At 68.5% G+C, this 14,752-nt stretch carries 11 protein-coding genes and 1 pseudogene; all 12 read right to left on the reverse strand.

Annotated features, from left to right (window positions below; translation table 11 throughout):
* Positions 1–4 precede the first annotated feature (4 nt).
* A complete protein-coding gene (locus RN729_RS12170) occupies positions 5–763 on the reverse strand; it encodes a class I SAM-dependent methyltransferase (protein ID WP_310785139.1) in 759 nt (252 codons plus the stop codon).
* Entirely contained in the window at positions 760–1,674 is a 915-nt protein-coding gene (locus RN729_RS12175) for an ion transporter (RefSeq protein WP_310785141.1), read from the reverse strand. Before RN729_RS12175 ends, RN729_RS12170 begins: the two co-directional genes overlap by 4 nt.
* The gene (locus RN729_RS12180) at positions 1,674–2,465 is read right to left on the reverse strand and encodes a polyprenol monophosphomannose synthase (protein WP_310785142.1); all 792 of its coding nucleotides are present in this window, start codon (positions 2,463–2,465) and stop codon (positions 1,674–1,676) included. The genes RN729_RS12175 and RN729_RS12180 overlap by 1 nt, the downstream gene beginning before the upstream one ends.
* A gap of 12 nt (positions 2,466–2,477) precedes the next feature.
* Entirely contained in the window at positions 2,478–3,482 is a 1,005-nt protein-coding gene (locus RN729_RS12185) for a lysylphosphatidylglycerol synthase domain-containing protein (RefSeq protein WP_310785144.1), read from the reverse strand.
* Entirely contained in the window at positions 3,479–5,881 is a 2,403-nt protein-coding gene (locus RN729_RS12190) for a hypothetical protein (RefSeq protein WP_310785146.1), read from the reverse strand. The genes RN729_RS12185 and RN729_RS12190 overlap by 4 nt, the downstream gene beginning before the upstream one ends.
* Positions 5,882–6,237: 356 nt before the next feature.
* Positions 6,238–7,746 carry a hypothetical protein gene (locus tag RN729_RS12195; protein ID WP_310785148.1) on the reverse strand — a complete coding sequence of 503 codons (1,509 nt, stop codon included), beginning with the start codon at positions 7,744–7,746 and terminating at the stop codon, positions 6,238–6,240.
* The gene (locus RN729_RS12200) at positions 7,743–8,990 is read right to left on the reverse strand and encodes a glycosyltransferase family 4 protein (RefSeq protein ID WP_310785150.1); all 1,248 of its coding nucleotides are present in this window, start codon (positions 8,988–8,990) and stop codon (positions 7,743–7,745) included. The genes RN729_RS12195 and RN729_RS12200 overlap by 4 nt, the downstream gene beginning before the upstream one ends.
* Positions 8,987–9,913 (reverse strand): glycosyltransferase, encoded by a 927-nt coding sequence (locus tag RN729_RS12205; RefSeq protein WP_310785152.1) that lies wholly within the window; start codon positions 9,911–9,913, stop codon positions 8,987–8,989. The genes RN729_RS12200 and RN729_RS12205 overlap by 4 nt, the downstream gene beginning before the upstream one ends.
* A complete protein-coding gene (gene rpoN / locus RN729_RS12210) occupies positions 9,910–11,379 on the reverse strand; it encodes an RNA polymerase factor sigma-54 (RefSeq protein ID WP_310785154.1) in 1,470 nt (489 codons plus the stop codon). Before rpoN ends, RN729_RS12205 begins: the two co-directional genes overlap by 4 nt.
* A 2-nt stretch (positions 11,380–11,381) precedes the next feature.
* Positions 11,382–12,107 (reverse strand): LPS export ABC transporter ATP-binding protein, encoded by a 726-nt coding sequence (lptB, locus tag RN729_RS12215; protein ID WP_310785155.1) that lies wholly within the window; start codon positions 12,105–12,107, stop codon positions 11,382–11,384.
* Positions 12,104–14,092, reverse strand: a complete 1,989-nt coding sequence (locus RN729_RS12220) for a hypothetical protein (protein WP_310785157.1) — start codon at positions 14,090–14,092, stop codon at positions 12,104–12,106. Before RN729_RS12220 ends, lptB begins: the two co-directional genes overlap by 4 nt.
* Positions 14,089–14,752: pseudogene (locus RN729_RS12225) on the reverse strand (hypothetical protein); the annotation flags it as partial. The gene RN729_RS12220 and the pseudogene RN729_RS12225, both read right to left, overlap by 4 nt.

A 14,752-nucleotide genomic window follows, 5' to 3' on the forward strand; every position in this document is an offset into this window, starting at 1 on the left:
TGCCTCACCGATCCCGCCGCGTGAGGAGAAAGAACCACTGCGGTCCGCAGCGCAGGATCCGGCGCCGCAGCCCGGCGGGGAGCACGGAGAGGATCCGCCACACCGACCGCCACGTCCCTCCCCCGCCTCCGCTCAGCACGGATCGTATCGCGTGTTCCGTCATGTCCGCGCTCAGCAGATCGGGGACAGCCATCGCGCGCTGCAGCGAACGGTATCCCAGGAACCGGATTCCGCGGTAGTCCCTTGCGCGCCCCGTCCAGCGAACGTAGCGGTCGGCCATCCCCCGGGGCAGCCAACTGAGAAAGGGCAGCCGGTAGTGCGGCTCGAGGACAGCCCAACGGCTTCCGGCGCTGACGTAGGCGGAACCGCCGGGTTTGAGCACCCGGGAAACCTCCGCGAACAGCCTTCTCGGGTCGGCGACGTGTTCATAGAGGTGGTTCACGATGAGGAAGTCGAAGCACGCGTCGGAGGTCGGGAGCCGGGTCCCATCGGCCACGCAGGTGCGGCCGCGTTCGATGACGACCCGCGGATCCACCTCGAAACCGATAATCGGTTGCCCGCTGAGCTTCTCGAGTTCGCGCTTGAGGAGACCCGTGCCGCTCCCGACATCGCCGATCGTGCCCCCCGCGCGGATCCTGTCTCCCACGATCCTGTCGAGGACCGCCGCCTTGCGGAGCCGGCTCTCCCTGTACTCGCGGCTCGCCAGGAAGTCCTCGTAGTAGTCGCGCTCGACGAGGTCGGTCTGCGATGACAAGCTGGTCATTCCAGCAGTTCGGAACCGCAGTGCTTGCAGTGGCTGGCATCCTCGTCATGGCCGGGCGAGGCGCAACGCAGGCACAACCGGTCCATGGTGGCGCGAGCGGAGCGCACCTTGAATTCACGGCCTGCGAGCTCGGCCGTCACGATCCCCGTCGGGACGGCGATCACGCCGTACCCCAGGATCATGAGGAGCGCGGCAAGCATCTGCCCCACCGTGGTCTGGGGCGTGATGTCGCCGAACCCCACCGTCGTCACAGTCACGATGGCCCAGTAGACCCCGCGGGGGATGCTGTCGAAGCCCGCGTCCGCTCCCTCGATCACGTACATCGCGGCGCCCACGAGCGTCACGACGACGAGCACAGCCACGATGAAGACGGCGATCTTGTAGGAACTTGAGCGCAGGGCGTTGATCAGCAGTCGCTCGCCCCCCACGAACTGGGCGAGCTTCAGCACCCGGAACACCCGCAGCACCCGCAACACGCGGATGACGGCGAGCGCCTGTCCTCCCGGGATCAGCAACCCCACGAAGTTCGGCAGGACGGCGAGGAGATCGACAATCCCGAAGAAGGAACGGGCGTATCCGCTGGCCCGTTCCGCGGAGATGAGGCGGAGCACGTACTCGACCGTGAACAGCGCCGTGAACACCCATTCGAGCGTCCACAGCAGACCTCGCGCGCGGACGTCGAAATTCTGCACGCTCTCCAGCATCACGACGACGACGCTGGCGAGGATGACGCCGATGAGGACGACGTCGAAGAGCCGGCCGGCGGGGGTCAGGTTGCCGAAGATGATGCGGTGGGCCTCGCACCTCCACCGCGGCCGCTGCGAGAAGACCGGATGCGCCTCGTAGTCGATCGCCGGGCGCGGGGGGTCTCGCCGGGATGGGAAGTACGACATCGTCCGGTTCTTCGCCATCACAGCCTCCCGATGAGGGACCGCAGACGCAGCGCCCACACCCGCCACACCGCCTCACGCACGATGGCCCCCGACATCTTGCTCTGCCCGACGCGACGGTCGGTGAACACGATGGGGACTTCCCCGACGCGGAACCCCTTCTTCCATGCGCGGAAGTTCATTTCGATCTGGAATGTGTACCCGGTCGACCCCACGCGGTCGAGGTCGATCGTCTCCAACACGCGGCGCGCGAAGCACTTGAAGCCGCTCGTGGAATCGGCGAGGCGCAGGCCCGTGGCGATGCGCGCGTACTTGTTCGCGTAGTAGCTGAGGAGCAGGCGCGACATGGGCCAGTTGATGACGTTCACCCCGGCAGTATAACGGGATCCGACGACGACATCGAAGCGGTCGGCCGCGGCGATCATGTCGGAAATATATCGCGCGTCGTGCGATCCGTCGGCGTCCATCTCGAAGATCCACTCGAAATCCCGCTTGAGCGCCCAGCGGAACCCCGCGATGTAGGCGGTCCCGAGCCCCAACTTCCCTTCCCTGTGCAGCACGTTCACGCGCGGCTCCGCCGCGGCGAGCGAGTCGACGAGAGCGCCCGTGCCATCGGGAGATGCGTCATCGACGACGAGGACCGAGAGCCGGGAGTCCTGCGCGAGAACGCGCTCGACGATCCCGGCGATCGAATCGACCTCGTTGTACGTAGGCAGGATGACCAGGCCGCGCCCACCGTCTGCGGGAGCGGAAGCGGGACTGCGGCCGCGGCCGGAATCGGCGAGCGGGGCGATGGGTCGTTCGGGGTTCATCAGGCCGGGAACCTATCGACCCTCGGGCGGATCCCGCATCCAGGGATCCTCATTTCGTGTGCCTCCCGCGGAGCGCAGGAGGGCGAGGGCCAGACCGAAGGACACCAACTCCGCGGCGGTCGTCCAGAGGCGGGCCGCCAGCGCAAGCGCCGCGGCGGGCCCTGCCGGAATGGCAGTCGTCGCGGCCAGGAGGCCGACGATCGCGCCCTCGCGGACGACCAGCCCTCCGGGCGCCACCAGAGCCAGGTAGCCCACCACGTAGGATCCCGCGAAGACGCCGAGCGCGGCCCCGAAGCCGACGGCGTTTTCGAGGACCAGACCTTCGAGCAACGCCAGGAATCCGAGTCCGTGGAGGGGCCAGATCAGGAGGCTTCCGACGACGGCGCGGCACAGCATTTTCCCATCCGGTTCGGCATCGCCATGCTCCTTCGTCTCGCGTAGCAGGCGACGCCCCAGCCGTATGACGAAGCGGAGCACGGGCGGCGTGAGCGCGGCGGCGAGGACGATGCCGCCCGCGACCAGCGGCCAGCGGCCCACGCCCTCGAACGCCCGGGTGCCGAGCAACGCGACGGCCAGCGCGATGCCCGTGACGAGAATCGCGGACTGGAAGGCGATCAGCGTGGCAAAGGCCGTCGCACCGGAATCGCCTCGACCCCGCACGTAGGCCACCAACCCGGTGACCTGCCAGATCTTTCCCGGGATGTAGCGGCCGAGATTGGAACCGAGCCACGCCGCGGTGGCTTCCGGAACCCCTGCCCTGCCGCCCGCGGCCCGGAACAGCCACGCCCAGACCACCCCGCTCGCACAGAGGGCAGCGGCCTCGCATCCAACCGCCACGGCCAGCCAAGGGGGCCGCACGTGCCAGGCGGAGAGGCCCGAGGCCCGGAGATCCTCCCACGCCGCCCACCTGCCCGACAGCGCCAGGCTGACCGTGGCCAGGGCGGCGAGGAGAAAGACGGCACTCCCAAGCGCGACCCACCGGCGACCCGGCGCGGCGCCAGCGCGGTCCGCGGTCACGCCGCCGATCCTCGGGGTCGACGCCGCCGGGAGATCAGGATGCCCCCGGTCAGCCCGACAATGGTCAGGAGACTGATCCAGGTGCTGAGACTGAAGGGAGCGCTCCGGTACTCGAAGGTCAGCTCATGCGTCCCGGCAGGGACTTCGACGCCGCGGAACGCCGTATTCACCCGCCACACCACGGCCTCTTCCCCGTCGAGAAAGGCCTTCCAGCGCTCGTGATGAATCTCGCTGACCGCAAGAAGGCCCGCGCGATCCGCCACGACCTCCAGTACCACGCGATCCGGCTCGTGGCGAACGAGCGATGCGCTCCCCTGCCCCGCCGCCGGAGCTTGGCCGCCCGCCCGGCTTTCGACGATCGTCAACCCCGCCGGGTCCGAAATCTCGAGCGTCCGCGCGACGGCCGCGGCGGTATCGTCGACCATCTCCAGGCCGGCCGGGAAGTAGGCGTAGGGAAGCTCCGGCGACAGTTCATAGAGATGGCGCCCGCCCGCCTCCGCGATCGATTCGACACCTTCCTGCGCGCCGGGCGTGATGAGATAGCCGACGTTCAGCAACTGGCGAACAACCGGATTCCAGAGCAGCCCCTCATCCGGCGTGATGCCGCCCACGAGTCTCGCGTACGGGCGGAGGAGGAACTTCTGAAGCCCACTCGCCGACGACACGCCGTAGTAGGCGAGCTGGTTCGGACGATAGTTGGGGGTGGGGCCGGCCAGACTCGGCGCCCAGACGCGTTCTCCGGGCTCCGCGTCCTCGTAGAGGGCTTCGATGACGGGATCGGTGGCGAGCGCGGCGTCGGCCTCCTGCACTCTCAGGTAGCGCGCGTCCACGCGCCACAGGTCCATGATCCCGAAGGCGAGCACGACGACCAGCGTCCAGGTGGCGAAGCTGTGGCGGGCCACGCCCCGGGCGGCGCCCCAGGCGAGACCGAATCCCGCCAGGAGGAACAGACCGTTGAGACGCAGCGCGTCGATCGAAACCGTCGACGGTTGACGCGGCCATCCATCGGGATACCACGAGAGCAGCACGAAGTTGGCCAACCCCTGCGGGCTGAGCACCGCCCAGGCGCCAAGCAGAAGAATCGGCCCCCCGAGCAGAAGCACGGGCCAGGACCACCGGCCCGTTGCGGCATTCCGTCCGGTCTCATCGTCCGGCGTACCTCCGCCGGCGGCCCGGCGGTTCAGTGCCGCCTCCCAGCCGTAGGCGGCGAGCAGCGCGACGAATACGGTCACCGGACCCAGCATCATCGACGGGGCCCGCAGGCTCGACATCATGGGCAGCAGCGTATACGCGATCCGGTGCACGGGTGTCGCGGCCCCGAGCGCGAACAGAACGCCGAGCACGCTGGCGCCGGCGAGGAACCACACGACCCGTCTCCGATCGCGATCCAGCGCACGGCCGAAGGCGGCCGAGATGCCGAGAATCGCGAGCGCGAGCGGGACGGCGCCGAGGTATTCCGTATGCAGCTTGATCGGGTTCTGCCCCCAATAGGACCCCGGGAGCGACCCGATGAGATCCGGCAGGAAGAATGCCGTAAGCTCCTGTGGCGGCAGCGCCCAGGAGGCGGCGAATTCGTAGCCGCGCTCGCCGGCCGCGCGGGTGACGTGTTCGAGTGCCGTCAGGGTCGGAAAGAACTGGGGGGCGGCGACCAGAACCGCCGCCACATTGGCGAGGGTGAACCACGCGACAGGGCGAACGTACACCCTCCAAGGCGCCGCGGCCGACACCGGTCGCGGGAGCCGGAACGCCACGTGGTACACAAAGAAGGCCGCCAGCGCGAGGCTGGAGAAGTACATCATCTGCACGTGCGCCGAGAACGTCTGCGCCGCGATTACGAAGGCCAGACCGGCGAACCAGCGGAACTCGTTCCTCTCCAACCCGCGGTTGAGCAGGCCGAGCGCCAGCGGAATGAGCGTCATCGTGAACATTCGCCCATCCTGTCCTCCGAACAGGTGCGACGTGACATAGCCCGCGAGGAGGAACGAAGCTCCGCACACCGCGGCCGATGCCGGCCGAAGTCGGAAGGAACGTCCGAGGAAGTAGCCGAACGCGCCGCTCAAGAACGTGTGCAGAACGAAGGTCCAGCCGATGGCCCGATGCAGCGGCAGCAGGAAATAGAGGATCGTCGACGGATAGAAGATGGGCCCCGGCAGGATCGCGACGAACGGCATGCCGCCGTAGACGTGCGGGACCCAGAGCGGCACGCCGCGCCCCGCGAGGATCTCGTCCACGTAGAACCGGCGCAGCGAGATCCCCTCGAACAGCATGTCCGACCCGAAGAGAAGCCGTTCCGGATGGAAGATGAAGTCGCGGTAGAAGAGCACCGTGACGAGCGCCGCTCCGGCGAGGAACCACCAGACCGTATAGTCCCGGTCTCTTGCGGGCGTCGCCGAGTCCATCAAGGCCTACGGGCGATCGCCATCAGGTTCTTGCCCAGCGGCGGATTCAACCAGCGCGCTCAAACGCCCGTGACCGGCATCACAACCCGGTCGTGCAGGCTCACCTTTCCCGGACTCAACTCCTGGCGCAGGACGCGGCAGACCGCGAAACACGCGGAGCATTCCGACGATGTCCCGGTACGCGAGCCGGACCGAAACAAAGCCGGCCAGGTTCGGTGCGAAGATGCGGAGAATATCGGGATGGTACCGGACGGCGGAGGACATCGCCTCAAGATCTCTGCCCGGGTAGTCATGAATTCCCGACGCGGCCCTGTCCGGCGCTTCCCATGCGCGCGAGCTTCGACTCCCATGCTGCTTCATTCGATTTCCGCCGTTGCCGGCAGGAGTCGCAGGATCACGGTAACCGGTTCCCCGCTCTCATAGACCACTTCAAAGCGGCTCGAAAAGGCGCGAATGGCGGGGATCAGGTATCGTCCCGTTGTCCCGCTCACCTGGTCCACAACTACGTAGCTCGCGCCCATCGCCTCGAGACCCTCCATAACGGTCGCCGGATCGGCCGAGAAGGGATACACGTCCCCTCGACGGCGTGAATACCGGAAGAAGAGACGCGGCTTACGGTTCGCGATCACGGCTTCCGGCGGTGTGTTGTCTCGGGCCCACTGGGCGGCGGCGTACAGACTTGACGAGGCCGGCGGGTCGCATGGGCGCCCAACACGGTGGGACGCCGCACAGGCCAACCGACCTGGCGTTACCTCAACGACCCATGCGAACCCGAGGATCGCAATCAGCGCCGGGCCGGCCCACCGGAGCCAGCGGCTGAACGATGGTAGCGGGACTCTCCAGACCGCCGCGAGCGCCAATAGCAGGAGGACCGGAAAAAGCGGCAGGAGGAAGCGTTGGTCCGTCCAGACGGACGGCCAGAGGGCGATCAGGCCGGCATAGAGGATTGTATAGATCTCCGGAGCTCCAAGGCATTCGCGCGCCGCCTGCGCCCACCCAACCAGCGCGGCCAACGACACCACGATTCCCACAAGAATCCGACCGCCCCCCACGTCGCTGGCGGGACCGAACAACATGGCCGGGAGGACGCTGCTTACGTAGGCCCAGCTGTTGGCGGCCCCACGCTCGATGAGCCCTTGGAGACTTACCGTTCCCTCACCGGGTGTGTAGGGGTCGCTGAGCAACAATTCGGCCAGGTATCCGGGCTGATCCGCCGCGGCCCAGCCCTGATAGAGCGCCCAGGCTGCCAGCGTACCAACAGCCACGCAGGCTGCCCACGCGGCCCGCCGGTAACGCCCCGACAGAAGCCACGCCAGCGGCAATGCGAGGAGAATCGCCATGCCTGCGGTGCGTGTCGCGAACGCTCCGACGCTGGCCGCCATGGCGAAGGCCGCACTGCGCCCATCCTCTTTCGTCGACAGCCAGAGAACCGTGACGGTTAGCAGCACCATCGGCCCTTCGCTGAGGATGTAGTGTCCGTACTCAAGCAGCGTGGGATTGGCGGCCAACAGTGCGGCGGCGGCGATCCCCGGTCCGGCACCCACCCACACTCGACCGAAGTGCGCCGTGGCCCAAACTGTGGTGGCCGTGAACAGCAGCATGGCGATCTTCGCCAGACCGACGCCACCGATCCAACCGAGCCCTGCAAGAAGAAGCGGAAGAAACGGCGGATAGCGCGCGTGCAGCGGCGTCCCGGGCAGGTGCAGGTCCCGATAGCCTTCTCCGCTCCGCAGCGCATCGCCGAGGATGAGGTAGCCCGCGTTGTCTCCCCCCGGAAACAGCGTGGGTTCGAATACAAGGAACCCCAGGATGAGATGAAAAAACGCGAGCCCGAGCGCAGCCAGGCCAAAAGAATCGCGCATCATTGAGGGGCGGCCGTGGCCGGTTTCGTCCCGCGCCGGGCAGCCACCGCACCCTCGTAGCGGTGCACGAGCCGGTCCACGACCCGGGGCAGTCCGAAGTGTTCGCGCATGTGGGCCCTTCCCTTCTCGACCCGGTCCCGTGCCGCGGCGGCGTCCTCGATGACCCGCATGATGGTGTCCGCCAGCGCGCCGGCGTCGCCGGGCGGCACGAGGAGTCCCGTCTCTCCGTGTCTCACGATGTCCGGGATTCCGCCGGCATCGGACGCGATCAAGGGCAGCCCGAACTCGAGCGCTTCCAGGAGAACCACGCCGAGTCCCTCCGTGTCGCCCTTGCCGTCCACGACCGCCGGCAGGACGAAGAGATCGCTCGTTCGGTACGCCTCGCCTAGCGCTTCCTCATCGACGCGGCCCGCGAAGTACACGGAGGGGTCGACGCCGACGCGGCGGGCCTCCGCCTCCAGCGGGCCGGCTTCGGGCCCCTCTCCGACCACCGTGAGGGTCGCGTCGACGCGCTCCCGGACGCGAGCCAGCGCCCGTATCAGGATATGCACGCCCTTCCGCTCCACAAGACGGCCCACGAAGAGGAGGCGCACGGGTCCCTCGCCCTCCAGCGGCTGCGCCTCGGCACCGGCACCGTCGGGCAGCGGTCGGTCGGAGATCGCCGAGCTGAAGGGGATCACGGGCACCTCGCGCGACGTGTACCGGGCCACGGCCGCGGCCGTCGCGGTCGAAATCGCCGTCACGGCGTCGGCGCTCTCGATCGACCAGCGCAGGAACGGCAGAGCCCAGCGGAGACGGCGTTCGATCCAGCGGATCTCGACGGAATAGAAGCTCGAGACCAGCGCCGTCCGCTCGGATGACGCCCGCGCGAGGGCGCCGAACCAGGCGTGCGGGACCGGCCAGTGCACATGGACAACGTCGGGGGGCGATGATGTGCCGAGAGCAATCGATGCCAGGCTCCCGCCGATCATGTACCCCGGCAGGAGCGCGGCGTAGGCCGGACGGCGGCGGATGCGGTCCGGCGCGGTCTCCTCGTGGGTGAGGGTTTCGAGCGCGGCCGGGGCGTACCGGAAGCGGCGCACGGGGATGCCCCGCCACTCCGTCGCGCCCCCGCCCCGGTACGCGGGCGCGAGCACCTCCACCTCCAGGCCCCGGTCGCGCAGGCCGAGCAGCAGTCTTCCGAGCCAGGGGGTGATCACGTCGTCGTCGTCGCGCGGGAAGGCCGTGACGACATGGACCACCTTCACTGCGGTCCGCTGCGCTTCAAGTCCTCGATCTCGTCCCGAAGCTGCGCCATCGTCTCCGCGAGGAAGCCGAGGATGAAGAGGAGAAGGCCTCCCACGACCAGGAGAAGCACGAGCGTGAGCAGCGGACGGTACCCGAGGCCGAACCCGAACCGCAGGACGAGCGCCGCGAGCCCGGTGGCGCAGCCAGCGGCGATCATCGCGAGGCCGCTCGTGCCGAAGAAGAGCAGCGGCTTGCGCCCGAACACGAGCTGGAACCACACGGAGACCATGTCCAGCATCCCGATCAGGATCCGCCGGCGCCCCGAGAACTTGGCCTCTCCGTGGCGTCTCGGGAGGAGGTCGATGTCCAGCTCGCCGAGCCGGTATCCCCGGGCGTGGGCGAGCACGACGAAGTAGCGGTGCCAGTCGTGCCGCAGCCTGAGGCCCGTGAGGACCTCGGCCCGAAACGCCTTCATGGAGTTGAGATCGCGCACCGGCACCTTGAAGATCGTGCGCGCGAGCCGGTTATAGACGGACGAGATGAAGTGCTTCTCGTAGCGGCCCATCTTGCGGCCCGCGACGAGGTCGTAGCCCTCGTCCAGCTTCGCCGCGAAGCGCGGGATCTCCTCGGTCGAATGCTGCAGGTCCGCGTCGAAGAGGACGAGATACTCGCCGCGGGCGGCTTCGGCGGCCGTGAGCATCGCCTCCGTCTTCCCCAGGTTCGCCCGGTGCCGAAGTACGACGGCTGCGCCGCCCAGCCCCGCCCGCGCGGCCGCCTCCTCGGCGGCTTCGGCCGTCCCGTCGCCGGAACCGTCGTCCACGAGGACGACCTCGGCCGCGAGGTCGTGCTTCGCGAACGTCGCCGCGAGTTCCGCGAACAGCTCGGGCATGTTCTCGGCTTCATCGTACGCCGGGACGAGCACCGAGATTGCCGGATCGCTCATACGCGCCTGCGCAGCCGCGCCGCGAGGATCCCGAGCTGGTCCCGGTACTTCGCCACCGTGCGGCGCGCGATCCGGACTCCCGTCTTCTGCAGGCGGGCGGTGATCTCGTGGTCGCTGAGCGGCGCCGTCGGGTCCTCCTCCGCCACCAGCTTGCGGATCCGGGCGCGCACGCCCTCCGACGACACGTCTTCTCCGGCGTGCGTCGAATAGCCCCCTGAAAAGAAGAACTTGAGCGGATAGAGTCCGCGCGGCGTCTGCACGTACTTGCCGTTCGTCACGCGAGAGACGGTGGACTCGTGCATCTCGATGTGTTTGGCCACGTCACGAAGCGTGAGCGGACGCAGGTGTTCGACGCCCTTCTCGAAGAACTCGTGCTGCCGTTCGACGATGAAGTCCATCACACGCAGCATCGTCTGCCGGCGCTGCTCGATCGCCTGGATCAGCCACCGGGCGCTGTTCAGCCTCTCCGAGATGAACGCCTTGTTTTCCCCCTGGAATCGGGCGCGATCCGCGGCCATGTCGCGGTAGACGGGCGAGAGCTTGAGCCGGGGCAGCGAGGTGTCGGCGTGCGAGACGCGATACCGCCGCTCGACCTTCTCCACCGTGAGATCCGGGATCACGTAGGACTCCGATGCGTCCGCGTACCGGAGACCCGGCTTGGGATCGAGCTTTGCGATCTCGTCCGCCGCGGTCTGCACCTCGCGCGGCGTGATCCCGAATTCGTCCGCCAGCTCCGGCCACCGGCGGTTCGCGAGGTCATCGAAGTGTCCGTCGACGATGCGCCAGGCCAGCGACGCCTCCCGCCCGCGGTCCCGCAACTGCAGCAGAAGCGTCTCGCGCAGGTCCCGCGCCGCCACGCCGCTCGGTTCGAAGGACTGGATGCGGGCGAGCATCTCCTCGACCGCCTCCCGCGAAACGGCTCCCGCCGCGTCCGGCGGATCCTCGCGCCGTTCGTCCCGCCGTCCCTCCAGCGCCTCGACGATCCGGTCGAGCGAGCATGAGAGGAACCCGTCACGGTCGACGTTGCCGATGATCTCTTCGCCGATCCGCAGCTCCCGCTCGCCGAGACGGAGCAGATTCAACTGCTCGTGGAGGTGGTCCCAGAGACTCCGCGTGGCGACCGCCGCGGGCGCGTAGTACTCCCGGTCCCCGTACTCTTCGGGCGGCCCGCCCGCATCGAAGTCATCGAGCAGGACATCCTCCCAATCCACTTCCTCCGCCTCATCCGCGGGGCCGTCTTCCGGGTCTTCGGACAGAGCGTCACGCAGATCGTCGCCGTCGTCGGGCTCCTCTCCGGGTTCCACGAGCTCGAGGAACGGGTTGTCGACGAGCGCCTGCCGCAGGTGGCCCTGAAGGTCGAGCAGCGGCATGTGCAGGAGGTCCATCGCCTGGTAGAGGCGAGGCTGCGCCTTCTGTTCCTGCCGCAGGTGAAGGCCCGCGGCGAGACTCGGCCGTCCCGTTGCCATGTTCAGAGCCTGAAGTCCTCCCCGAGGTACAGTTGGCGGGCCTCCGGATCGTTCACGAGGTGATCCGCCTCGCCCTGCACCAGGATCTTGCCTTCGAACAGGAGGTATGCGCGGTCCGTGATCGACAGCGTCTCGCGTACGTTGTGGTCGGTGATGAGCACCCCCAGACCCCTTTCACGCAGGCCCCGCACGATGCGCTGGATGTCGTCGATCGCAATCGGATCGACCCCGGTGAAGGGCTCATCGAGCAGCAGAAACTTGGGCCGGGTCGCCAGCGCCCGGGTAATTTCCAGGCGCCGCCGCTCCCCGCCCGAAAGCGAATAGGCCTTGTTCGCCCGAAGGTGCTTGATGGACAGTTCGTCGAGCAACTCCTCCAGGCGGTCGCGCCGCTCCTCCCGCGACATCTTGATGGTCTCGAGGATCGCCATCACGTTCTGCTCGACCGTGAGCTTCTGGAAGACCGACGCCTCCTGCGGGAGGTAGCCGATCCCGGCTCGCGCCCGCCGGTACATGGGCCAGTTCGTAAGTTCGTCGCTGTCGAGGTAGACGCGTCCCTCATCCGCCTTGAGCAGGCCGACGATCATGTAGAAGGTCGTCGTCTTCCCCGCGCCGTTGGGGCCGAGCAGCCCGACGACCTCTCCCTGGCGCACCTCGATCTCCACCTGGTTCACGACGCAGCGACGCTTGAAGGAGCGGACGAGGCCTTCGGCCCGTAGTACACTGCTCAACAGGATCTCCTGGGTCTGAGGGCCGGAGAGGCGCCGGACGTCACGCGCCGCTCCCGTCCCGGTTGGCCGGTACGCAGGGCAAGCTCCGTGAGAGAGCGTCCGCGCCGGCGCAGGGTGTCCGGAGGTGTGCCGACCGTATCGGGTGGCGCCACCGTGCTGTCGGTCACGGCCGCGCTGTCGGGCCGGACGTCCGACGTGTCCCGGGGCGCACCGAGCGAATCGCCCGCGGCAGCAGCTCCGGTACTGTCGGCCACGGCCGCCACGCTGTCGGCCACGGCCGCGCTGTCCGCCGGCGACGGTGTCCCGAACGTCTCCCGCGGTTCCAGAAAGGCGCCGATGGCGTGTTCCCCTTCGACCCCCGTGGGCTCTCCCGCGTCGAAATCCACCTGAAGTCGCCGCGCCACGATGTAGTTCAGCGAAGGTCGTGTGCTCGTCGTCGAATCCCGGACCATTCTGTAGAAGGCGCTGGCGTTCCCGTCGACCACGAGTTGCCGCATGAAGGGATCGGGCGCGAGCGATGGGTCCGCAACCGGCGTTTCGGAACGTTCGAAGATCGCGACGAGGGTATCGCCGCGCGCCCAGTTCGCAGAGCCATCGGTCGGGAGTTCAATCTCCTCGGGCTCCTCGGCCTCTGCCGGCTCACCGTCCTCGGCCGCCACTTCGGTCGTGTCCGCGCCGGCTTCAGCGGAGTCCGCCGGGGCGGGGGCGGCGGCGGAGTCGGCCGGGGTGGGGGCTGCCGAGTCCGCCGGGACAGGGGCTGCCGCTGAGTCGGCCGGCGCGAGGGCTGCGGCGGTGTCTGCGGGAGCGGGAGCTGCCGCGGTATCCCGGGCCGCGGCGGAGTCGGTAGGCGTAAGGGCTGCGGCGGTGTCCTGGGCCGCGGTCGTCGAATCGCTGGCGGGCGGATCGGTGGCCGTGACGTCGACGGCGGCCGAATCGGCGGCCGTCGTATCCGCAGTCGCCGGCTCCGGTGCGGGCGGTGGCACCCAGGACGAGTCGCGCTGGACGGCGACGGCACCGCCGAACGCATACGCCGTGTCGATCTGGCTCCGGTACATCGCGAAACGAATCGAGTCGCCCCAAAGCTCGTGGCTGCCGGAGAGCGCCCGGCTCACGCCCTCCCCGTGAGCCTGCACCTGCTCGACCTCGCGATTGCTCAGATCGATGTCGATCAACTCTCCTTCCACCTCGAATCTGTCTCCGGACACGTAGCCATTGCCGATGGCGTGGATCTCCTCGAGTTCCTGATTCTCCGAAACGAATCGTATCGAATCGCCTTCCATCCGGATTCCCTCGGCCTCGATCCACGGGTCGCCCCACAGGGCACCCAGGCCATCGGCCCGAGTGAGGAGGGCGCTGTCCGCCCGGGCGTTCAGATCGGTCCGGTCTATGATCGCATCCCCGTAGAAGCGGGCCTCATCCTCGCCAGCGAAAATGGCCAGATCCGATTCGATCAGGAACGGCTCGGGCGACTCGGTGTTCGTCGGGTAGAACGTCACGATCGGCCGGTCGGGCGCGGTCGTGACGGCGTCGACGCCGGAGACGGCGCGCAGAAACTCCACGCGGGGGCCGATGAGGGTGGACCGATCCGTCAGACGGACGAGTTTGACGTTCTCTTCGGCGATGATGAAGTCGGAGAGTTGAAAGTACAGGAGCCGTTCCGACTGCAGCGTCCGGATCGAATCCTCGTAGACGACCGCGCCGAGGAGTTCGACCTGCCGGGGGCCGTCGCGCTTGATCGCGCTGTCCGCCTCCATCGTGGCGTTGCCGCAGGTCCACAGGTATCGGCCGCTGAGAACCGTGACGTGCGCGCCGGTCACGTCCCGGTTGGTGACGCTCCTCGTGTCGGCTTCGAGCGGACTCCACCGCAGACTGCACCGCTCGAGCGCCGACCCGAACCCGGGGTCGGGCTCCTGCGCGGCGAGCGGGCCGCCGAGCGCCGCCGCCACCACCAGGCAGCCCGGGAAAGCGAGACGTCCGCGAGTCACCGGCGCGCCGCCGCAGTATCGGGGGGCGCCTCCAGGCTGTCCGGCAGCGCCACCGTGGTATCGGGAGGTGCCTCCACGCTGTCGGGGAGGGTCTCCGTCGTATCGGTCGGCACCGGCAGGCTGTCCGGCAGGGCCTCCGTCGTGTCGGGAGGCGCCGCGACGCTGTCGCCCGGAGCCGGGACGCTGTCCGCTGCCGCCGCAGTGTCCGGCGCCGGAACCGCCTCCGGATCGTCGCCAGCCGCCGCCGAGTCCGCCGCCGGCGGTTCGTCCGCGGCCTGCTCCTCGACGACGGGCTCCCCCGCGGCCTGCTCCCCGGCGACGGGTTCGTCGGCGACGCCCGCGGGGTCCCCGGCGGGGACGGCCGGCAGGGGGATCGTCTCCGTGAAGGAAGCGACGGGGAGCATCTCGCCTTCCTGATTCATGACGACGACCGAGTCGAGCGCGGGGTCCGACTCGAACCCCGTTCCGTCGAGCGTCAGACCCTCGACCGGATCGACGAACTGGAACGTGGTATCGCCCAGCAGGCGACCGTCCGCGTTCCGATACCGGAGGCGCTCCGTCTCGAGACGCTGGTCGTCCACGCGGTCCTCCACGACCACCTCCCCTTCGGCCTCGAGGTCGCCCGTGAGCTGATGGAAGATCCCGAACGCAGAGGTCACC

Origin of the sequence: Candidatus Palauibacter polyketidifaciens (assembly GCF_947581785.1) — a bacterium.
Lineage (GTDB): Bacteria > Gemmatimonadota > Gemmatimonadetes > Palauibacterales > Palauibacteraceae > Palauibacter > Palauibacter polyketidifaciens.